Raw genomic sequence first — 19,529 nt, 5'->3', positions numbered from 1 at the left:
CCGTATGCGTCGTCTGCTCGCCGGTCTCACGGTCGGCACGTTCCTGCTCGCCACCGCGGCCTGCGGCTCGTCCGACGGGTCGAGTTCGTCGAAGAGCACGGCCTCGGGGGGCACCACCACGGTCAAGGTGGGGGTCATCCCCATCGTCGATGTCGCCCCCCTCTACCTCGGCCAGAAGGAGGGCTTCTACAGCAAGCACGGCCTGAAACTGACCATGACGCTCGCGCAGGGCGGCGCGGCCATCGTGCCGGGGGTGGTGAGCGGCCAGTTCCAGTTCGGCTTCTCCAACATGACCTCGCTCATGCTCGCCCAGTCCAACGACGTCCCGGTGAAGGCCATCGCCAACGGTGTCGCGTCAACCGGCGTGTCGGGCAAGGACTTTGGTGCCCTGGTCGTCAAGAAGGGCAGCACGCTGAAGTCGGCGAAGGAGTTGGAGGGCAAGAAGGTCGCGGTCAACACGCTGAAGAACATCAACGAGACGGCCGTACGCGAATCCGTCCGCAAGGCCGGCGGCGACCCGGACAAGGTGAAGTTCGTCGAGCTGGCCTTCGACCAGATGCCGGCCGCGCTCGACAAGGGCCAGATCGACGCCGCGATGGCCGTCGAACCTGCGCTCACCACCATGCTGAACCAGGGCGCCCAGCAGATCGCCTGGCCGCTGGTCGACGTCGCCCCGAACCTCACCGTCGCCATGTACTTCACGTCCTCGGCGTACGCGACGAAGAACCCTGACGTGGTCAAGAAGTTCCAGGAGGCCACCGCCGAGTCCCTGGCCTACGCCGACGCCCACCCGGACGAGGTCCGCCAGATCGTCGCCACCTACACCAAGGTCCCGGCCAGTGTGCTGGCCAAGGTGATCCTGCCCAAGTGGCCCGCCGATCCCAACCGTTCGTCGATCGAGGCACTGGAGAAGCTGAGCGAGACCGACGGCCTCTTCAAGAAGACCCCCGATCTGAACACGCTGCTCCCGTGAAAGGACTGAACACCGCACTCAGTGCGGCCGGACTCGCGGCCTTCCTCGCCCTCGGCGAGGTCGTGCCGCGCGTCGGCATCGTCAAGGAGGCCTACTTCCCGCCGACCAGCAGGATCGCCTCCGCGTTTTGGACCGAGCTAAACGACGGCGCGTTCTGGTCGGCGCTCGGCGACACCCTCACCGGCTGGGCCCTCGGCCTCGCGATCGCCGTCGGCGCGGGCATCGTCGCGGGCGTCCTGCTCTCCGTCGTCCCCTACCTCCGCGAGGCGACCGCCTCGACCATCGAGTTCCTGCGCCCGATCCCCTCGGTCGCCCTCATCCCCCTCGCAGTGCTGTTGTACGGCACCGAACTGAAGTCGGTGCTATTGCTCGTCGTCTACGCCTCCTTCTGGCAGATCCTCATCCAGGTCCTCTACGGCGTCCAGGACGTCGACCCGGTCGCCGAGGAGACGGCGCGGTCCTACGGTCTCGGCACCTGGGCGCGGGTCCGGCACGTGCTGTGGCCGAGCGCGCTGCCGTACGTCATGACCGGCGTACGGCTGGCGGCGGCCGTCGCGCTGATCCTCACCATCACCGCCGAACTGGTCATCGGGGCACCGGGGTTGGGCGCCACGATCATGGTCGCGCAGAGCTCGCAGGCGGTGCCCGAGATGTACGCGCTGATCGTGGTGACCGGTCTGCTCGGGTTGATCATCAACGTGGGCGCCCGGACGGTGGAGCGGCGGGCGCTGGCCTGGCACCAGTCCGTGCGCGGAGAGGTGGCGGTGTGAGGCGGGTCCTGCTCCGGCTGCTGTTCGTGGTCGCGCTCCCGGCGGTGCTGCTCACCGTCTGGTGGCTGGCGTCGGACGGCAGCACCAATGTGTTCTGGCCCCCGCTGCGGACCATCCTCAAGACGTTCCCGGACGTGTGGACCGCCGACCGCTTCAGGACCGACGTCCTCCCAAGTGTGCTGCGGCTGACGGCCGGTTACGCCGCGGCGGCCGTCGCCGGGGTCGCGCTCGGCACGGTCATCGGCTCCTACCGGCGGGTGCGCGCGGTGTGCGAACCGGTCCTGGAGTTCCTGCGCGCGGTGCCACCGCCGGTCCTGGTCCCGGTCATCATGCTGTTCGCTGGCATCGGCGACACGATGAAGATCGTGGTCATCGCGAGCGGCTGCGTCTGGCCGATCCTCCTCAACACGGTCGAGGGCGTCCGCGCGGTCGACCCGGTCATGAAGGAGACGGCCCTCTCCTACGGCATCACCGGCACCGCCCGCCTGCGGAGCCTGGTGCTGCGCTCGGCGAGCCCGCAGATCTTCACCGGGCTGCGTCAGGCGCTGTCCATCGGGATCATCCTCATGGTCATCAGCGAGATGTTCGCAGGCACCGACGGACTCGGTTACACCGTCGTCCAGTTCCAGCGCAGTTTCGCGGTGCCCGACATGTGGACGGGCATCCTCGTCCTCGGGATGCTGGGATTCCTGCTCTCCGTCGTCTTCCAGGTGGTCGAGCGGCGGGTGCTCGGCTGGTACCACGGCCTGCGCGCGGCCACCCGCCGGTCCCCGTGAACATCGTGAAAGGGCGGTCCATGCTCGACGTACGCGGCCTCAACAAGGTCTACGAGGGTTCCGGCCGCCGGGTGGAGGCGGTGCGGGACCTCACCTTCACCGTCGAAGCCGGCGAACTCGTCTGTCTCGTCGGCCCGTCGGGCTGCGGCAAGACCACTCTGCTCAAGTGCATGGGCGGACTGCTCACCCCGACCGCGGGCGAAGTCCTCCTGAACGGACGGAAGGTGAGCGGTCCACCGCCCGGGATGGCGTTCGTGTTCCAGGAGTACGGACGCAGCCTGTTCCCCTGGATGCGGGTCGGCGAGAACGTCGAACTCCCCCTGAAGCAAAAAGACTTGAGCACGTCCCGGCGCAGGGAACTGGTCGCGGACGCGCTGGAGTCGGTGGGCCTGACGGATGCGGCCGGAGCGTATCCGTGGCAGCTGTCCGGCGGCATGCAGCAGCGGGTCGCGATCGCCCGCGCACTCGCCTACGAGCCCGAAGTCCTGCTGATGGACGAGCCGTTCGCGGCGGTCGACGCGCAGACCCGGGCCGATCTGGAGGACCTGGTACGGGGGTTGTGGCGGGAGCGCGGCATCACGATCCTCTTCGTGACCCACGACATCGACGAGGCCGTCTACTTGGGCGAGCGGGTGGTCGTCCTGTCCGCGTCGCCGACCGTCGTACAGGAGCAGATGAAGGTCGATCTGCCCGTGGAGCGCGACCAGTTGCACACCCGGGTGGCCCCGCGCTTCGCCGAACTGCGGACCCATGTGTACGAGCAGATCCAGGCGGCGAAGCGCGGGACGCTCCCGGTTCAGGACCGGCTCACGAAGTCTGATACGCCTCCACTTCGCTGAACTGGGCTGCGGGCCAGCCGGAGTTGGCGCTGACGCTGAGCCGCAGATAGCGCAGGTTGGTGCTGCTGGGCAGGGCCACGGTGACCATGTTGCCGGACGCCGGGTCGAAGCGGTAGCCGGTGGCACCGACGACCGTCGAGTAGGAGGCGCCGTCGGTGCTGCCGAGCACGGTGACGGTCTGCGTGCGCGCGCTCCACGCGGACGCGGGCGGCAGCTTCAGCACCAGCCTGCGGACGGCCTGGGCCGAGCCGAGGTCGACCGTCCAGGCCTGCGGGAAGGCGTTGTTGGTGGATTCCCAGTAGGTGTTCGCGTCGCCGTCGACCGCCTTGCCGGGCGTGTAGACGTCCTGCGAGCCGGTCGCCGTGGCGGGGCGCCCCTTGGCGAGGTTGGTGTTCTGGTCCGGGGGCGGGTTGCCCTGGCCGGGCTGCGGCCAGGTCGAGCAGTCCGACCAGGTGCTGTTCCAGCCGGAGTTGCCGCCGCCGTCGGTGAGGGTGAAGGCGCCGGAGCCGGACGGATAGGGGCAGTTGTAGATGCCGGCCGCGCCGACGCCGGTGGCCTGTACGTTGCTGAACTTCGCCGCGCCCTGCGCCTCGGCCTGGACGACGACAGTGCCGGTGTTCTGCACGGTCGCACCGCTGACGTTGACGTTGCCGGTCGAGTAGCCGAGCCCGCCGCCGGACACGAACTCGAAGGCGCTGTAAGGACTGTTGGTGATGGTCGTGTTGGTGATGTTGACGGTCGCGTTAACCGCGCTGTCGTAGGAGTCGACGCGCAGCGCGCCCATCGGATGGCCCCAGTTGGGGTTGATCGCGCCGGTGCGGACGAGGGTGTTGCCGTCGACCGTGATGGTGCCGGCGAGGGGGTAGAAGGGGTCGAGGAACTTCTGGTTGGAGATCGCGATGCCGCTGCCGAGGGCGTTGGTGTCGGAGATCAGGTTGTTGCGGACCGTGATGTTGGTGCCGCCGTAGATCGCGATGCCGTTGGCGAGGTTCGGCTGGGAGATCGTGTTGTTCTCGAAACTGCTGTTGGTGTCCGGGGAGTTGAGCGACCACATGGCGAGGGAGTCGTCGCCCTGGTTGCGCAGGAAGTTGTTGCGGACGATCACGCCGTGGGCGGTGCCGTTGAGGTTGAGGCCGTCGGCGGTGGTGTCGAGGATCCGGTTGTTCTCGACGACGAGGTTGTCGTTGTTGCCCATCAGCCAGAAGCCGCACTTGAGGTGCTGGATCCACATTCCGGAGACCGAACTCCCTGGCCCCAGCGTCCCGTTGACGAAGTTGTCCGGGTTGGAGTCGACGCGCTCGGTGACGTCGCCGATGACGGCGAAGTCCTTGATGTGGACGCCGCCGGAGGAACCGGACTGGTCGATGAACCGCGAGGTGTGCACGACCGAGTACCACTGACCGGCACCCTGCAATGTCACATTCTGTACGCCGCTGAGGGAGGAGGTGAGCCGGTAGTCGCCCGGCGGGATCCACACCACTCCCCCTTGCGCGGCGGAGATGGCGTCCCGGAATGCCTGCGTGGAGTCACCCGCGCCGCTGGGGTCGGCGCCCTTGGAGACCACGGACACCGAACCGGCGGGCTGCCCGGCGGCCCCGGCGACCTGTTCGAAGTCGGCGACGTCGACGGTGACTTGAGTACCGGTCGCCACGAACGCGACCTTGTCGCCCTGCTGCACGTTCTGGCCGAGCATGAGCCGGGAGTTGTCGAAGAAGTGGTGCGTCTTGGCGCCCGCGATCCAACTGGTGTCGACGTACGAGTACTTGGACGTGACGGCGAGCGTCTTGGCGAGCTTGGTGCCGTTGACGTACACGTCGAGGCTGCCGCTCTGCCCGTCCGGGACGCTGTAGGACACGTTCACGGCATTGGCCGCGCGCGGCACGGTGAACTCGACGCGCTGTCCAGAGGTGAGCCGTACGGCCTGCCGCCCGGAGGCCTCGGAGGCGAGACTCCCCTGGGTGTAGTCGGGGCCGATCTTGGTCCCGGTCGTGGTGGCGGACTCGGCCTCGACGGAGGTGAAGGGGAGGGAGGCGCCGGAGGCCGCGTGGGCGGCGGTGGGGGTCAGGGCGACGAGCATGCCCGCGGCGAGCGCGACGGCCGCACCGATACTTGGCATGCGCCTGACAGTTCTGAGCATGGTGCTGTGCATGTGCTGATCCCTTCGAGGTGGGGGTGCGGGGATAGCGGGATGCGGGATGCGGGATGCGGGATGCGAGGTGACGGTCGGCTGTCGACTGGCCGCGACGACTGGCGACCGGCCGCTGTCGGCTGTCGGCTGTCGGCTGTCGACCGTTGATCGCCGACCGTTGATCGCCGACCGTCGGCAGTCGCTCGTCGGCAGTCGGCAGTCGCCCGTCGGCGTTACGCGGTGTGCAGCCAGGCCACCGTGTCCTGCGGCAGCCGGCCCTGGTCGTCCAGGGGGCCGCTGGTGAGCAGCAGTTCGGTGTGCGCGGGGAGGTCGACGGGCGTGTCCGACAGGTTGACCACGCAGGTCGCGCCGTCCGTGCGGATGAAGGCGAGGACACCTGCCGGGGCGGGCAGCCACGTGAGGGGGCCGTCGCCGAAGGCCGGCCGGAGGCGGATCGCCTCGCGGTAGAGGTTGAGCATGGAGTCGACCGTCCGCTGCTGACGGTCGACCGCATACGATGTCCAGCCGACCGGCTGCGGAAGCCAGGGCTCTCCGCGCGAGCCGAAGCCCGCGTACGGCGCGTCGGCCACCCACGGGAGCGGTACCCGGCAGCCGTCGCGGCCGGGGTCGGTGCCGCCCGACCGGAGGTACATCGGATCCTGAATACGGTCGACCGGCAGCTCGACCTCGGGCAGCCCCAGTTCCTCCCCCTGGTAGAGGTAGACCACCCCGGGCAGGGCAAGCGACAGCAGCGCCGCCGCCCGGGCGCGCCGGGTGCCCAGCGCCAGATCGGTCGGGGTGCCGAAGGCCTTGGTGGCGAAGTCGAAGCCGGTGTCGGAGCGGCCGTAGCGGGTGACCGTGCGGGTCACGTCGTGGTTGCACAGGACCCAGGTGGCGGGGGCGCCGATCGGGGCGTGCTCGGCGAGGGTCTCGTCGATCGAGGTGCGCAGCCGGTCGGGGTCCCAGGGGCAGGACAGGAAGGCGAAGTTGAAGGCGGTGTGGAGTTCGTCGGGGCGGAGGTAGCGGGCGAAGCGTTCGGTGTCGGGGAGCCAGACCTCTCCGACGAAGACGGCGCCGTACTCGTCGGCGACGGCCCGCCAGGCGCGGTAGATGTCGTGGAGTTCGTCGCGGTCGACGAAGGGGTTGGGGTCGCGGCCCTCGACGAAGTCGGGCAGGTCGGGGTCCTTGGCGAGCAGCGCCGCCGAGTCGATACGAACCCCTTCGACCCCGCGCTCGAACCAGAAGCGCAGGATGTCCTCGTGCTCCTGGCGGACGGCCGGGTGGGCCCAGTTGAGGTCGGGCTGTTCGGGGGTGAAGAGGTGGAGGTACCAGTCGCCGTCGGGGAGGCGGGTCCACACGGGTTCGGTGGAGGCGGCGAACTGGGACGGCCAGTCGTTGGGCGGGAGTTCACCGTGTTCGCCGCGTCCCGGGCGGAAGTGGAAGAGGTCGCGTTCGGGGCCGCCGGCGAGGGCGGCGCGGAACCAGGGGTGCTGGTCGGAGACGTGGTTGGGCACGATGTCGACGATCGTGCGGATGCCCAACTCCCGTGCCTCGGCGATGAGTTTCTCGGCCTCGGCGAGGGAGCCGAAGGCGGGGTCGATGGCGCGGTAGTCGGCGACGTCGTAGCCGCCGTCCTTCATCGGCGACAGGTACCAGGGGGTGAACCACAGGGCGTCCACGCCGAGTTCGGCGAGATACGGCAGTCTGGAGCGGACGCCCGCGAGGTCGCCGGTGCCGTCGCCGTCGCCGTCCGCGAAGCTGCGGACGTACACCTGGTAGATGACGGCCGAGCGCCACCAGTCGTCGTGGCTCTGGGCATGGGTGGGCTCTCCCACTGTGCTGGCCTTTCTGTCGGAGGGCGTCGAGGGGCGGTGTCAGCCCTTCGTGCTGCCCGCGCTGATCCCGGCGATGATGTGGCGCTGGAAGACCAGGAACATGGCGACCATGGGGATGCTCGCGATCACCATCGCGGCGATGAGCACGGTCAGTTGGATGTTCTGCGACAGCTGGACGAGTGCCACGCTGATCGGCTGTTTGTCGGTGTCGGAGAAGACCATCAGCGGCCACAGGAAGTCCTGCCACACGGCGACCAGGGCGAAGATCGAGACGACGCCGAGGACGGGCCGGGACATGGGCAGCACGATGGACCACAGGATGCGGAGTTTTCCGGCACCGTCGATCTCGGCGGCCTCCATGACGTCGCGCGGGAGTTGGTCGAAGAACCGTTTGAGGAGGTACAGGTTGAAGGCGTTGGCGACGGCCGGCAGCCAGATGCCGAGGGGGTCGTTGAGCAGGCTGGTGTGGATCAGCGGGAGGTCGGCGACGGTCAGGTACTTCGGTACGACCAGGGCCTGCGCGGGGACCATCAGCGTGGCGAGGATGCCGCCGAGGATCAACTTGCCGAAGGCGGGCTTGAGTTTGGACAGCGCGTAGGCGGCGGCCGTGCACAGGACCAGCTGGAACGCCCAGGCGCCGGCGGCCTGGACGACCGTGTTCCACAGGTGCTCCGGGAGCTGCATCAGGTCCCAGGCGTCGGTGTAGCCGCTGAGGTGCCAGTGCTTGGGGATGATCGTGGGCGGGGTCTGCGCGATCTCGTCCGGCGACTTCATGGCGCCGGTGACCATCCAGTAGACGGGGAAGAGGAAGGCGAGCGCGAAGAGCACGACGACGCCGGTGAAGACGGTCCAGTAGACGGCCCTGCCGCGGGGCCGGGCGAGCGCGGCCGGGGAGAGCAGCGTGCGGGTGCTCACAGGTCGTCCTCTCCGGAGCGGGTCAGCCGCAGATAGACGGCGGAGAAGGCGCCGAGCAGCACGAGGAGCATCACGCTGAGGGCGCAGGCGCCGCCGAAGTCGTTGTAGAGGAAGGCGTATTTGTAGATCAGGTAGAGGACGGTGACGGTCGCGCTCTCCGGACCGCCTCCGGTGATGACGAACGGCTCGGTGAACACCTGCATCGTGGCGATGATCTGAAGGAGCATCAGCATCAGGATGACGAACCGGGTCTGAGGGATCGTCACGTGCCGCACGCGTTGCAGCAGGCTCGCGCCGTCCAGCTCGGCGGCCTCGTACAGCTCGCCGGGGATGGACTGGAGTGCGGCCAGGTAGATGAGGACGGTGCCGCCCAGGTTGGCCCAAGTGGCCACGATCACCAGGGAGATGAGGGCGGTGTCGGTGCCGTTGGACCAGTTCGAGGTGGGCAGGTGCAGGAAGCGCAGCGTCTCGTTGGCGAGGCCGGCTCCGGGGTCGTAGAACCATTTCCAGAGCAGGGCGGTGACCACCGGCGGGATCATCACGGGGAGGTAGACGACGACCCTGAAGAAGGCCTTCCAGTGCCTCAACTCGTTGAGGACCAGGGCGAGTACGAAGGGGATCGCGAAGCCGATGAGCAGGGCGAGCAGGGTGAAGACGAGGGTGTTGCGCCAGGCGGCGGTGAACTCGGGGTCGTGCCAGACGCGGGTGAAGTTGGCGGTGCCGACCCACTCGGGCGAGGAGCCGGGCGTGTACTTCTGGAAGGCGATCACGACCGCGCGGATCGCCGGGTACCAGGAGAACAGGGCGAAGCAGATGAGGCCGCCGATGAGGAACGCGTAGGCGCGGGCCTGGTCGATGAGGCGGCGCCGCCCCCGGCCCCCTACCGGGGGCGGCGCCTCGACCTGTCGTACCGCCGTCGTCTCGACGGGGTTCCGGGTGGCCGTCCGGGTCATCGGGTCAGCCCCGGGCCAGGATGCCGTCGATCTTTCCGGAGGCGTCCTTGAGGAGTTGGTCGATGTTCGCGTCCTTCTTGGTGAGGACGGCGGAGACGGCCGAGTCGAGGACGGAGTAGATCTGCTGGGCGTCCGGCGGCTCGATCTTCATCTGGAGGGACTGGTTGCCGTCCAGGAAGGCCTGGTAATTCTGCACCGGGACATTGGAGTTGGCCTTCTTGACCTGCTGGTCCTTGGCGTCGGCGGCGCCGGTGAACAGGCGCGGTTCAGGCAGTCCGACGGGCGCGTTGGCCGCTTTGGCGCGGGCGTAGTCGCCGAGGAAGCCGCTGCCCGGGGTGAGGAACATGCTGTCGAGCCACTTGAGGCCGGCGCGGATCTGGGCGGGCGTGTCGTGCTTGTTGAACATGTAGCCGTCGCCGCCGATGAGCGTGCCCTGGCCGCCGGGCATCGGGCCGAGGGCGAGGTCGTCGTAGTTGCCGCCCTTCTCCTTGACCAGGATCGGGATGTTGTCCGGGGCGGAGAGGTACATGCCGAGCTTGCCCGAACCCATCAGCTGCTGCACGTCGTTGATGACGAGGAGCTGCTTGCTGCCCATCGAGTTGTCGGTCCAGCGCATGTCGTGCAGGTTCTGCAGCACGGCGTGGCCCTGCGGGGTGTCGATGGTGGCCTTCTTGCCGTCGGCGCTGACGACGTCGCCGCCCTGTGAGTACATCTCGGCGGTGAAGTGCCAACCCCCTTGGTTCTGGGCGCTGTAGTCGGCGTAGCCGATGGTGCCGTTGCCGAGCGCGGCGATCTTCTTGGCGTCGGCGCGGACCTCGGCCCAGGTCGTCGGTGCCTTGTCGGGGTCGAGGCCGGCCTGCTGGAAGAGCTTGCGGTTGTAGATCAGGCCCATCGAGTAGCCGGTGCGCGGAATGCCGTAGATCTTGCCGTCGACGGTGTAGATGTCGCGCAGCTGCTGCTGAAGAGTGTCGTAGCTCTTCAACTCCTTGATGTACGGCGTGAGATCGGCCGCCTGGTTGATGTCCACTACGTGCTTGGCGTCGGTGAAGTACGTGTAGAACACGTCCTCCATCTGGCCGCCGGCGAGTTTGGCGTCGAAGGTCTTCGGGTCCTGGCAGGGGAACGCGTCGTGGGTGACGACGTCGATGTCCGGGTTCTTCTTCTCGAAGGCCGCGACATCGGAGTCGAAGAACTTGCGGTCGACCTTGGCGCTCTTGGGCGGCTCGCAGTTGACCGTGATGCGTGTCTTGCCGCTCGCCGAGTCGTCGCCGGACCCGCAGGCGGCGGCGGTGAGCGCGAGAGAACAGACGCCGATCGCGGCGAAGGTACGGCGGAACCCGGTGCTTCTCATCGGTGGACCCCTCTGGGCAGGAGCGGTGGGCGCCCACACTCAAGCACCGCCGACATCTCTCCGCAAGATGTCGCGCAGAATCTGTAATTATTCGACAGCAGGGCGCCTGTCAGCTGCGCGGGGCTTGCGCGGTGGAACCGCGGACCACCAGTTCCGGTTCGAAGAGCAGCTCTTCGGCGGGTACGACGGCGCCGCCGACCTGTGAGTTCAGGAGCTCGACGGCGGCGCGGCCCATGGCCTCGATGGGCTGGCGGACGGTGGTCAGCGGGGGCTCGGTACAGTTCATGAACGCGGAGTCGTCGTAACCGACGACGGAAATCTGTGACGGGACGTCAAGTCCCTTGCGGCGGGCGGCCCTTACCGCGCCGAGCGCGAGCGGGTCGCTGGCGCAGATGATGCCGGTGACACCGCGGTCGATCAGCCGGGAGGCCGCCGCGTGGCCGCCCTCGATGGAGAAGATGGCGCGCGCCACGAACTCGTCGGGCAGGTCCGGGGACAGGGCCCGCGCTGCGGTCAACTTCCGTGCCGACGGCATGTGGTCGGCGGGACCGAGGACCAGCCCGATGCGCTCGTGACCGAGGGAGGCGAGGTGGCGCCAGGCCTGCTCGACGGCGACCGCGTCGTCGCAGGAGACGGCGGGGAAACCGAGGTGGTCGATGGCCGCGTTGAGCAGGACGACCGGGATGTTGCGCTCGGCGAGCAGCCGGTAGTGGTCGTGTGGCGCGTCCGCCTGGGCGTAGAGGCCACCGGCGAACACGACGCCGGAGACCTGCTGTTGCAGCAGCAGCGTCACATAGTCGGCCTCGGAGACCCCGCCCTTGGTCTGGGTGCAGAGCACGGGCGTGAGGCCGAGTTGGGCGAGCGCGCCGCCGATCACCTCGGCGAAGGCGGGGAAGATGGGGTTCTGCAGCTCGGGCAGCACCAGGCCCACCAGTCGCGCGCGTTCACCGCGCAGCTGGGTGGGCCGCTCGTAGCCGAGGACGTCCAGGGCCGACAGCACCGACTGCCGGGTCGAGTCGGAGACTCCGGGTTTGCCGTTGAGTACCCGGCTGACCGTGGCCTCGCTGACCCCGACCTTCTTCGCCACCTCAGCAAGTCGTCGCGTCATGTGCGCAAGAATAGCGCAAGTGACGCAAGTGGTTTGCGCCATGGGGCAAGTGACCGGAACTGGTTCACCGCGTCACGACCCCGATGTCAGTCGTGCGCGGCCCACAGACCGCGGACATGTCCCAGGTGGCGGGTCATGATCTCGCGCACGGCCCGCTTGTCACGGTCCAACAGCGCGTCCAGGAGGTCCAGGTGCTCCTGGGCGGAGGCCAGCAGGCGTCCCTCCTTGACGAGGGCGGTGAGTCCGTAGAGGCGGGACCGCTTGCGCAGATCGCCGACGACCTCGACGAGATGGGCGTTGCCGGCCAGGGCGAGCAGCCCGAGATGGAAGCGGGTGTCGGCCTCGACGTACGCGATGAGGTCACCGGCCACGGCCGCGTGGACGATCTCGCGGGCGGCGGGCCGCAGCGCCTCCAGCGAGACGGGGTCGGCGGTCCCGGCCAGCCCCACCACCGTGGGGATCTCGATCAGGGCGCGGACGTGGGTGTACTCGTCGAGCTGCTTCTCGGAGACCGCGGTGACCCGGAACCCCTTGTTCGGGACGGTGTCGACCAGCCCCTCCTTGGCGAGGTCGAGCATGGCCTCGCGCACCGGTGTGGCCGAGACGCCGAAGCGGGCGGCGAGCGTCGGCGCGGAGTACACCTCGCCGGGCCGCAGCTCCCCCGCGACCATCGCGGCCCTGAGCGCGTCGGCGACCCGCTCGCGGTAACTGCTCTTCCCGCCCAGCGCGGGCAGATCCGGTGCGTGGGTGGGCGGGGCGCCGGTGCGCTGGACGGCCATCGAATCTCCTGGTGTACAAGTGGTGCAATGTCACGCGTGACCCACCATTATCCCCGGGCTAGAGGATGAACCCGCCCGGGAACGGATCGGTGGGATCGAGCGAGTACTGTGCGGTGCCGGTGATCCAGGCGCGGCCGGTGAAGCTGGGAAGTACGGCGGGAACCCCGGCGACCTCGGTGGTGCCGAGGAGCCGTCCGGTGAACCGGGTGCCGATGAAGGACTCGTTCACGAACTCGGTGTGCAGCGGGAGTTCACCGCGCGCGTGGAGCTGCGCCATGCGGGCACTGGTGCCCGTGCCGCAGGGCGAGCGGTCGAACCAGCCGGGGTGGATCGCCATCGCGTGCCGCGAGAGCCGGGCGGTCGCGTCGGACGCGTACAGGTGGACGTGATGGCAACCGCGAATGGACCGGTCCTCCGGGTGGACGGGCTCGTCCCGGTCGTTGATCGCCTCCATGAGGGACAGGCCGGCCTTGATGATGTCGTCCTTGCGGGACCGGTCGAAGGGCAGCTCGAACTGGTCCAGCGGCAGAATGGCGTAGAAGTTGCCGCCGTACGCCATGTCGTATGTCACCGTCCGCCCGTCGGCGAGTGCGATCTTGCGGTCGAGGCCGACGGAGAACGACGGGACGTTCTTGAGAGTGACGTTCTTCGCGGCGCCGTTCTCGACCGCGACCTCGGCGACGACGAGTCCCGCCGGGGTGTCGAGGCGGATCGTGGTGACCGGCTCGACGACCTCGACCATGCCCGTCTCGACGAGCACGGTGGCCACACCGATCGTGCCGTGCCCGCACATCGGGAGATAGCCGGAGACCTCGATGTAGACGACGCCCCAGTCGCAGTCGGGGCGGGTGGGCGGCTGCAGGATCGCGCCGCTCATCGCGGAGTGGCCGCGCGGCTCGTTCATTAGGAACTGCCGGATGTGGTCGCGGTGTTCGCGGAAGTACAGCCGCCGCTCGTTCATCGTCGCGCCGGGGATGGCGCCGATGCCGCCGGTGATCACCCGAGTCGGCATGCCCTCGGTGTGCGAGTCGACGGCGTGCAGGACGAGTTTGCTGCGCATGACGCTCCTGGTGGATCGGTGCCGATGCGAGGGTACTTACGCGAGTCCGGCCGCGACCGCCTTCTCGGTGGCGGCGCGCACGACAACCTCCTGCTCGCGCAGCAGCGGGACGCGCGGCGGGCGCACCGGTCCGCCGTGTCGTCCGACGATGTCCATGGACAGCTTGATGGCCTGCACGAACTCGACCTTGGAGTCCCAGCGCAGCAGCGGGTGCAGCTGCTCGTAGAGCTTCTTCGCGGTGGCCAGGTCGCCGTCGACGGCCGCGTGGTAGAGCTCGACGCTCGCAGCGGGCAGCGCGTTCGGGTATCCGGCGACCCAGCCCTTCGCACCTGCGAGCGCCAGCTCCAGCAGGACGTCGTCGGCGCCGATCAACAGGTCGAGTTCCGGCGCGAGTTCGGCGAGCTGGTAGGCGCGGCGGACATCACCGGAGAACTCCTTCACGGCGTGGATGTACCCCTCGCCGTGCAGCTTGGCGAGGAGTTCGGGCACCAGGTCGACCTTGGTGTCGATGGGGTTGTTGTACGCCACGATCGGCACGCCCGCCTTCGCGACCTCCGCGTAGTGCGCGAGGACCGAACGCTCGTCGGCGCGGTAGGCGTTGGGCGGCAGCAGCATCACGGAGGCGCAGCCGGCGTCGCGGGCCTGCTCGGCCCAACGGCGGGACTCGGCGGAGCCGTAGGCGGCGACACCGGGCATCACCCGCGCGCCGCCGATCGCGGCGACGGCTGTCTCGACGACTTTGGACCGTTCCTCCGGGGTGAGCACCTGGTACTCGCCGAGCGAGCCGTTCGGTACGACACCGTCGCAGCCGTTGTCGACCAGCCAGGCGCAGTGCTCGGCGAACTTGTCGTAATCGACGGCGAGTTCGTCGGTCAGCGGAAGCGCGGTGGCGACGAGAACGCCGCGCCAGGGACGGTTCGGGGTGGTGGTCATGGAGCGCCTCATCTCAATGGGGGGCAATGGGGTGTGACATGTCATTGGTGCTCGTCGTCCTCGGTCTCACCGGCGTGCGCCAGCACGCCGAGCGGCACGGGCCGCGCGAACGGCCGCCGGGACGGGGTGAGTTCGCACCCGACGAGCCCCGCGACGGCGGGCCCGCACATCCGCCCCTGGCACCAGCCCATCCCGGCCCGCGTCAGCAGCTTCACGGTGCGTACGTCACCGGCGCCGAGCCCGGCCACGGCCTCGCGGATCGCGCCTCCGGTCACCTCTTCGCAGCGGCACACGATCGTGTCGTCGGTGACGAGATCGGTCCAACAGGTGGGCGGCGCGTACACGGTGTCGAGGGCGGCGAAGAACTCCCGCAGTCCCGTACGGGACTTGGCGGCCGTGGCCCACTCACGCGGGTCGGGTACGGCACCAGTCAGACGGGCGGCGGCCGAGCGTCCCGCGATATGCCCCTCGGCAAGGGCGAGTTCCGCGCCGCCGATGCCGGTGGTCTCGCCGGCCGCCCAGACGCGGGGGACGTCGGTGCGCTGTTCGTCGTCGACGCGGACGGCGAGCCCTTCAAGCCCGCAGCCGAGGGTCTCGGCGAGGTCGGTGTGCGGGAGCATGCCGTGGCCGACGGCGAGGGTGTCGCAGGCGAGACGCCGTTCGGTGCCCGGGCGGACCCGTCCGTCGGTGTCGAGCGCTGCGACGGTCACCGCTTCCAGCCGCTCGTCGCCGTGCGCCTCGACGACGGTGTGCCGGGTGAGCAACTTGACGTGGTGGCGCAGGAGTTGGGCCGAGTACTGGGCACCTTCGGCGACCTTGCCGGGCTGCGCCACGAGCGCTCGGGGCCGTCGTAGGAACGCCTTGGGGTCGGCGGACTCGACAAGCGCGGCCACCTCGACACCGGCCGCGGCGAGACCGGTCGCCACGGGGAGGAGGAGTGGACCGGTCCCTGCGACCACGGCGGTTCGTCCCAGGACGGCGAGGGAACCCTTGAGCATGGCCTGGGCGCCGCCCGCGGTGAGGACTCCGGGGAGGGTCCAGCCGGGGAAGGGGAGGACCTTCTCGTAGCCGCCGGTGGCGAGGAGGACGGCGTCGGCACGGACCTCGACCGGGTGCTCCTGTGCGGGACCTACCGGGGCGTGCACGGTGAAGCGGTCCAACCGGCGCTCCACGAACCAGACATGATGATCCGTCAAGTGGGTTGCGTGGCCTGCCTCCACGTGTCGTGCGAGGGAATCGCTGAGCCGCTCCCACGTCCGCCACTGGTGGTGCAGGGCCTGCGGGCGGCGGGCGTTCAGTTCGGCGGCGGGCTGTCGGTAGAACTGGCCGCCCGCCCGCGAGGCCGAGTCGATCAGCGTGACGCGGACGCCGTGTGCCGCGGCGGCCACGGTGGCGGCGAGTCCCGCCGGGCCCGCACCGATCACGGCGAGGTGCGGTCGGTCAGTCATCGTGGCCCGTTCCGTCCTGTGTGCGGATGGCGTCGCCCGGGTGCAACGGCACCAGGCAGGCCCGTTGGTTCGGGCGGTCGTTGACGGTGACGAGGCAGTCGTAGCAGACGCCGATGCCGCAGAAGACGCCGCGCGGCGCGCCTCCGGTCCGGGTGGTGCGCCAGGACGTCACGCCCGCCGACCAGAGTGCGGCGGCGACGGTCTGGCCGGGGGCTGACTCGATCTCGCGGCCGTCCAGGGTGACCGTGAAGGCCGGTCCCGGGTGTGCGTCGGCGAGGTCTCGTGGGGATCCGGATCTCATTCGACCTCCTCGTCGTCGTCCTGGAAGCGGTCGGGGCGGAAGGGGGTCATGTCGAGGTCGGGGGTCTTGCCGCCGAGGAGTTGGGCGATCAAGTGCCCGGTGCCGGTGGCGAGTCCGATGCCGGCGCCCTCGTGTCCGCAGGCGTGGACGAGGCCGGGGGCGCGGGGGTCGAGGCCGATGGCGGGGAGGTGGTCCGGCAGGTAGGGGCGGAAGCCGAGGTAGGAGCGCATGGCCCGTACGTCGGCCAGGAACGGGAACAGCCGGGTCGCGCCCGCCGCCAGCGCCCGGACGACCGGCAGCGAGAACTCCCGGTCGAAGCCCACGCGTTCACGGCTGGCGCCGATCAGGACCGGCCCGGCGGCAGTGCCCTCCACGACGGGTGAGGTCTGCAGGGCGGCCGAGTCGCTGGCCACGTCGGCCACGTAGTCGGCGGCGTACACCTTGTGGTGGATCAGGCGCGGGAGCGGTTCGGTGACGAGGACGAAGCCGCGGCGCGGGAGGACGGGGAGGGTGACGCCTGCGAGGGCGGCGAGTTCGCCGCCCCAGGTGCCGGCTGCGTTGATCACGGTCGGGGCGAGGATGTCGCCGGGGGCGGTGCGAACGCCTTGGACCGTTCCATCGGCCTTGCGGAGTACAGCCGTCACCGTGCGGCCGGTGAGCAGGCGGGCGCCGGACGCCCGGGCGAGGTGGGCGGCGGCCAGTGCGGGCATCACCTGGCGGTCCTGGGGGTAGTGCACGCCGCCCGGGAGGTCGGGGGCGAGGCGGGGTTCGAGCTCGTACAGGGCCTCGGCGTCGACCGGTTCCGCGACGACTCCGGCGGCGCGCTGCTGCTCGGCGAAGCGTTCCAGGGCGGTGAGCCCGCTGGGCGTGGAGGCCACGACGAGGCCGCCTTTCGCCTCGTACTCGATGAACTCCCCCAGTTCCTCGGCGAGTTGCGTCCACAGGCGGGCGGAGAGGAGGGCGAGGTCGAGTTCGGGGCCGGGTTCCTTGTCGGAGACGAGCAGGTTGCCCTCACCGGCGCCGGTCGTGCCGCCGGACACCGGGCCGCGATCCACGATGACGACATCGAGGCCTGCCCGGGCCGCGTAGAGGGCGCAGGCCGCGCCCACCACTCCGGCTCCGACGACCACGACATCGCAGGTCAGTCGCTTGCTCACATCAGTACTATGTCACATACCTCTCTGGCTGAGTATGTCCCCGCGCGCATGTCACCGCGAGGACGGTGGGCCGCGGCGGACCGGGACACCACTCCTTCAGGAGTGCTTACTGGCGCCGCTGCCCGAGGATGCAGAACTCGTTGCCCTCGGGGTCCGCCAGGACGACCCACGACTGTTCGCCCTGGCCGATGTCGACCCGCCGTGCGCCATGGGCCTCCAGACGGGCCACCTCGGCGGCCTGGTCGTCGGGCCTGAAGTCGAGGTGCAGTCGACTCTTTGACTTCTTGCTCTCGGCGAGCCGTACGAAGTCGATGCCCGGCAGGCGGTCCGGCGCCGGACGGATCTCGAACTCGTCGTCGTCGGAGTGGACCACCACCCAGCCGAGAGCCGTGGCCCACCACTGGCCCAGGGCCGCCGGGTCCTCCGAGTGCACGATTACCTGTTCCCATTCCAAGGTCATCCGCAGAGCTTAGACCGGCCGGCGCCCCGGAAAGCAGGTGTTCAGGGCGTCAGACCCGACTGGCGGTGGCCGTGTCGGCGGACAGCCGCTGTGCGACGTAGATCGGGAGGACCGAGAGCAGGACGAGCACCGCGGCCACCACGTTGACGACCGGCGCCTGTTGGGGTCGGGTCATATTGTTGAAGATCCAGATCGGCAGGGTCTCGATGCCGGGTCCCGCGGTGAAGGTGGTCACCACGATCTCGTCGAAGGACAGCGCGAACGCGAGCAGTCCGCCGGCCAGGAGCGCCGAGCGCACCAGCGGGAAGGTGACGTCGACGAAGGCGCGGAAGGTGTCGGCGCCCAGGTCCATCGCGGCTTCCTCGTACGACCCGGAGGTGCGCCTGAGGCGGGCGACGACGTTGTTGAAGACGACGACGATGCAGAAGGTGGCGTGTCCGACGATCACAGTGAACAGGCCGAGGCCCACGCCGAGCGGCTCGAGTACCGTGCTGAACGCCGAGTTGAGGGCGATGCCCGTGACGATGCCGGGCAGGGCGATCGGCAGCACGACCACGAAGGAGATGGCCCCGCGGCCGAAGAAGCGGTACCGGGCGACCGCGAAGGCGATCAGGGTGCCGAGCACCAGGGCGATGGCGGTGGCGCCGAGGCCGGCCTTCACCGAGACCCAGAGTGCCGCGCGGGCGCCGGAGTTCTGCCAGGCGACGGACCACCAGTGCAGGGTCAGGCTGGAGGGCGGCCAGCTCGCGCTGCGGTCCGGGTTCAGGGAGTTGACGAGGACGAGCAGGAGCGGGACGTAGATCACCGCGAAGCCGAACCCGGCGGCCACGCGCAGGGCGATGCGCGCGGAACGGGAGAGTTGCACGACGGGCTCCTCTACAGACTGCTCAACGCGCCCGTGCGGCGCATCGCGAGCAGGTACACGACGATGACGACGACCGGGACCGTTCCAAGAGCGGCGGCCATGGGCAGGTTGAGTTCGATGTTGGAGTAGACGAGGTTGCCGATGAGTTGGGTCTTGCCGCCGACGATCTGCACGGTGATGTAGTCGCCGAGGCTGAGCGAGAAGGTGAAGATCGACCCGGCGGCGACGGACGGCAACACCATCGGCAGCACGACAGAGCGGAAGGTCCGCCCGGCCCGCGCGCCCAAGTCCGCCGACGCGTCAAGGAGGTTGGCGGGCAGCTGCTCCAGTGCGGTGTGGATCGGGAGCACCATGTACGGCAGCCAGAGGTACGTGAGCGTGAGGACGGCCGCGGGGAGTCCGAAGCCGGGGCCGCTGAGCCCGAACGGCTTCAACATCCAGTCGGCCAGGCCGCCTTGGGACAGGATGAGCCGCCACGCGTACACCTTGACCAGGTAACTGGCCCACAGCGGGGTGAGGATGGCGACCACCAGCAGCGGACGCCGGCTCGGCTTGGCAACTCGGGCCGTGTAGAAGGCGAGTGGGAACGCGATCACCGCGCACAGGACGGTGACGGCGAGCGCGACGCCGATGCTGCGCAGGATGACCTGGCGGTACACGGGCACCGTGAACAGCTCGTGGAAGTTGTCGGTCGACCAGACCTTCACCACCTCGGAGGTGAAGGAGTCCGTCGTCCAGAACGCGGAGACGAACAGCACGCTCAGCGAGCCGAGATAGAGCACCGCGAGCCACAGCAGGGGGGCGGTGAGCAGCAGGGAGAGCCGCAGCCGGGGGCGCCGGTACAGCGCCCCCGCGGTCCGGTTCAGCAGGGACATGGG

General features: G+C 69.3%; 19 protein-coding genes. 4 read left to right on the top strand and 15 right to left on the bottom strand.

Translation table 11 applies throughout. The features are described from left to right. Positions 1–4 precede the first annotated feature (4 nt). From JHN45_RS18220 to JHN45_RS18205, 4 genes are read left to right on the top strand one after another with little or no spacing between them, the layout of a single operon-like run. Positions 5–973: an ABC transporter substrate-binding protein gene (locus JHN45_RS18220; protein ID WP_201049744.1), complete on the top strand. Its 969-nt coding sequence runs from the start codon at positions 5–7 to the stop codon at positions 971–973. Further along, on the top strand, positions 970–1,743 hold the full coding sequence (locus JHN45_RS18215; RefSeq protein ID WP_201049743.1) for an ABC transporter permease: 774 nt from the start codon (positions 970–972) through the stop codon (positions 1,741–1,743). Before JHN45_RS18220 ends, JHN45_RS18215 begins: the two co-directional genes overlap by 4 nt. Beyond that, positions 1,740–2,519 (top strand): ABC transporter permease, encoded by a 780-nt coding sequence (locus tag JHN45_RS18210; RefSeq protein ID WP_200715898.1) that lies wholly within the window; start codon positions 1,740–1,742, stop codon positions 2,517–2,519. The genes JHN45_RS18215 and JHN45_RS18210 overlap by 4 nt, the downstream gene beginning before the upstream one ends. 20 nt (positions 2,520–2,539) lie before the next feature. Beyond that, a complete protein-coding gene (locus JHN45_RS18205) occupies positions 2,540–3,358 on the top strand; it encodes an ABC transporter ATP-binding protein (RefSeq protein WP_201049742.1) in 819 nt (272 codons plus the stop codon). On the opposite strand, the gene JHN45_RS18200 is transcribed toward JHN45_RS18205, so the two are convergent. The 15 genes from JHN45_RS18200 to JHN45_RS18130 all read right to left on the bottom strand — a co-directional run bounded on the left by JHN45_RS18200 (position 3,327) and on the right by JHN45_RS18130 (position 19,526). Further along, positions 3,327–5,507 carry a discoidin domain-containing protein gene (locus JHN45_RS18200; protein ID WP_201049741.1) on the bottom strand — a complete coding sequence of 727 codons (2,181 nt, stop codon included), beginning with the start codon at positions 5,505–5,507 and terminating at the stop codon, positions 3,327–3,329. The two genes, JHN45_RS18205 and JHN45_RS18200, sit on opposite strands and share 32 nt — an antisense overlap. Positions 5,508–5,719: 212 nt before the next feature. Continuing rightward, the gene (locus tag JHN45_RS18195; RefSeq protein WP_201049740.1) at positions 5,720–7,321 is read right to left on the bottom strand and encodes a glycoside hydrolase family 13 protein; all 1,602 of its coding nucleotides are present in this window, start codon (positions 7,319–7,321) and stop codon (positions 5,720–5,722) included. Positions 7,322–7,360: 39 nt separating this feature from the next. Next, on the bottom strand, positions 7,361–8,236 hold the full coding sequence (locus JHN45_RS18190) for a carbohydrate ABC transporter permease (RefSeq protein WP_019069833.1): 876 nt from the start codon (positions 8,234–8,236) through the stop codon (positions 7,361–7,363). Then, complete coding sequence (locus JHN45_RS18185) at positions 8,233–9,189, bottom strand: carbohydrate ABC transporter permease (RefSeq protein WP_201049739.1); 957 nt, start codon at positions 9,187–9,189, stop codon at positions 8,233–8,235. Before JHN45_RS18185 ends, JHN45_RS18190 begins: the two co-directional genes overlap by 4 nt. A 4-nt stretch (positions 9,190–9,193) precedes the next feature. Next, the gene (locus JHN45_RS18180) at positions 9,194–10,540 is read right to left on the bottom strand and encodes an ABC transporter substrate-binding protein (protein WP_201049738.1); all 1,347 of its coding nucleotides are present in this window, start codon (positions 10,538–10,540) and stop codon (positions 9,194–9,196) included. A gap of 109 nt (positions 10,541–10,649) precedes the next feature. After that, complete coding sequence (locus JHN45_RS18175; protein ID WP_200715892.1) at positions 10,650–11,648, bottom strand: LacI family DNA-binding transcriptional regulator; 999 nt, start codon at positions 11,646–11,648, stop codon at positions 10,650–10,652. An 86-nt stretch (positions 11,649–11,734) separates the two neighbouring features. Further along, a complete protein-coding gene (locus JHN45_RS18170; RefSeq protein WP_201049737.1) occupies positions 11,735–12,427 on the bottom strand; it encodes a GntR family transcriptional regulator in 693 nt (230 codons plus the stop codon). Positions 12,428–12,485: 58 nt separating this feature from the next. Next, entirely contained in the window at positions 12,486–13,487 is a 1,002-nt protein-coding gene (locus JHN45_RS18165; protein WP_201049736.1) for a proline racemase family protein, read from the bottom strand. Between the two features lie 36 nt (positions 13,488–13,523). Further along, positions 13,524–14,420, bottom strand: coding sequence for a dihydrodipicolinate synthase family protein (locus JHN45_RS18160; RefSeq protein ID WP_201049735.1), 897 nt, complete (start codon positions 14,418–14,420; stop codon positions 13,524–13,526). Between the two features lie 41 nt (positions 14,421–14,461). Further along, complete coding sequence (locus JHN45_RS18155; RefSeq protein ID WP_201049734.1) at positions 14,462–15,868, bottom strand: NAD(P)/FAD-dependent oxidoreductase; 1,407 nt, start codon at positions 15,866–15,868, stop codon at positions 14,462–14,464. Beyond that, a complete protein-coding gene (locus tag JHN45_RS18150) occupies positions 15,861–16,169 on the bottom strand; it encodes a (2Fe-2S)-binding protein (protein ID WP_201049733.1) in 309 nt (102 codons plus the stop codon). The genes JHN45_RS18155 and JHN45_RS18150 overlap by 8 nt, the downstream gene beginning before the upstream one ends. Continuing rightward, positions 16,166–17,326: an FAD-binding oxidoreductase gene (locus tag JHN45_RS18145; RefSeq protein WP_201049732.1), complete on the bottom strand. Its 1,161-nt coding sequence runs from the start codon at positions 17,324–17,326 to the stop codon at positions 16,166–16,168. The genes JHN45_RS18150 and JHN45_RS18145 overlap by 4 nt, the downstream gene beginning before the upstream one ends. 106 nt (positions 17,327–17,432) lie before the next feature. Then, complete coding sequence (locus JHN45_RS18140) at positions 17,433–17,786, bottom strand: VOC family protein (protein ID WP_200713851.1); 354 nt, start codon at positions 17,784–17,786, stop codon at positions 17,433–17,435. A 49-nt stretch (positions 17,787–17,835) separates the two neighbouring features. Further along, positions 17,836–18,651, bottom strand: a complete 816-nt coding sequence (locus tag JHN45_RS18135; protein ID WP_200713850.1) for an ABC transporter permease — start codon at positions 18,649–18,651, stop codon at positions 17,836–17,838. A gap of 11 nt (positions 18,652–18,662) precedes the next feature. Further along, complete coding sequence (locus JHN45_RS18130) at positions 18,663–19,526, bottom strand: ABC transporter permease (protein WP_200713849.1); 864 nt, start codon at positions 19,524–19,526, stop codon at positions 18,663–18,665. Positions 19,527–19,529: the final 3 nt, after the last annotated feature.

Origin of the sequence: Streptomyces sp. MBT53, assembly GCF_016654115.1 — a bacterium.
GTDB lineage: Bacteria > Actinomycetota > Actinomycetes > Streptomycetales > Streptomycetaceae > Streptomyces.
This window is presented reverse-complemented; position numbering and strand designations above follow the sequence as displayed.

Coding starts and splice junctions, on each gene's coding strand:
- JHN45_RS18165 (WP_201049736.1), bottom strand. CDS start 13,487: ATGCGCAGCAAACTCGTCCTGCACGCCGTCGACTCGCACACCGAGGGC.
- JHN45_RS18130 (WP_200713849.1), bottom strand. CDS start 19,526: ATGTCCCTGCTGAACCGGACCGCGGGGGCGCTGTACCGGCGCCCCCGG.
- JHN45_RS18185 (WP_201049739.1), bottom strand. CDS start 9,189: ATGACCCGGACGGCCACCCGGAACCCCGTCGAGACGACGGCGGTACGA.
- JHN45_RS18200 (WP_201049741.1), bottom strand. CDS start 5,507: ATGCACAGCACCATGCTCAGAACTGTCAGGCGCATGCCAAGTATCGGT.
- JHN45_RS18160 (WP_201049735.1), bottom strand. CDS start 14,420: ATGACCACCACCCCGAACCGTCCCTGGCGCGGCGTTCTCGTCGCCACC.
- JHN45_RS18220 (WP_201049744.1), top strand. CDS start 5: ATGCGTCGTCTGCTCGCCGGTCTCACGGTCGGCACGTTCCTGCTCGCC.
- JHN45_RS18180 (WP_201049738.1), bottom strand. CDS start 10,540: ATGAGAAGCACCGGGTTCCGCCGTACCTTCGCCGCGATCGGCGTCTGT.
- JHN45_RS18140 (WP_200713851.1), bottom strand. CDS start 17,786: ATGACCTTGGAATGGGAACAGGTAATCGTGCACTCGGAGGACCCGGCG.
- JHN45_RS18155 (WP_201049734.1), bottom strand. CDS start 15,868: ATGACTGACCGACCGCACCTCGCCGTGATCGGTGCGGGCCCGGCGGGA.
- JHN45_RS18150 (WP_201049733.1), bottom strand. CDS start 16,169: ATGAGATCCGGATCCCCACGAGACCTCGCCGACGCACACCCGGGACCG.
- JHN45_RS18175 (WP_200715892.1), bottom strand. CDS start 11,648: ATGACGCGACGACTTGCTGAGGTGGCGAAGAAGGTCGGGGTCAGCGAG.
- JHN45_RS18205 (WP_201049742.1), top strand. CDS start 2,540: ATGCTCGACGTACGCGGCCTCAACAAGGTCTACGAGGGTTCCGGCCGC.
- JHN45_RS18170 (WP_201049737.1), bottom strand. CDS start 12,427: ATGGCCGTCCAGCGCACCGGCGCCCCGCCCACCCACGCACCGGATCTG.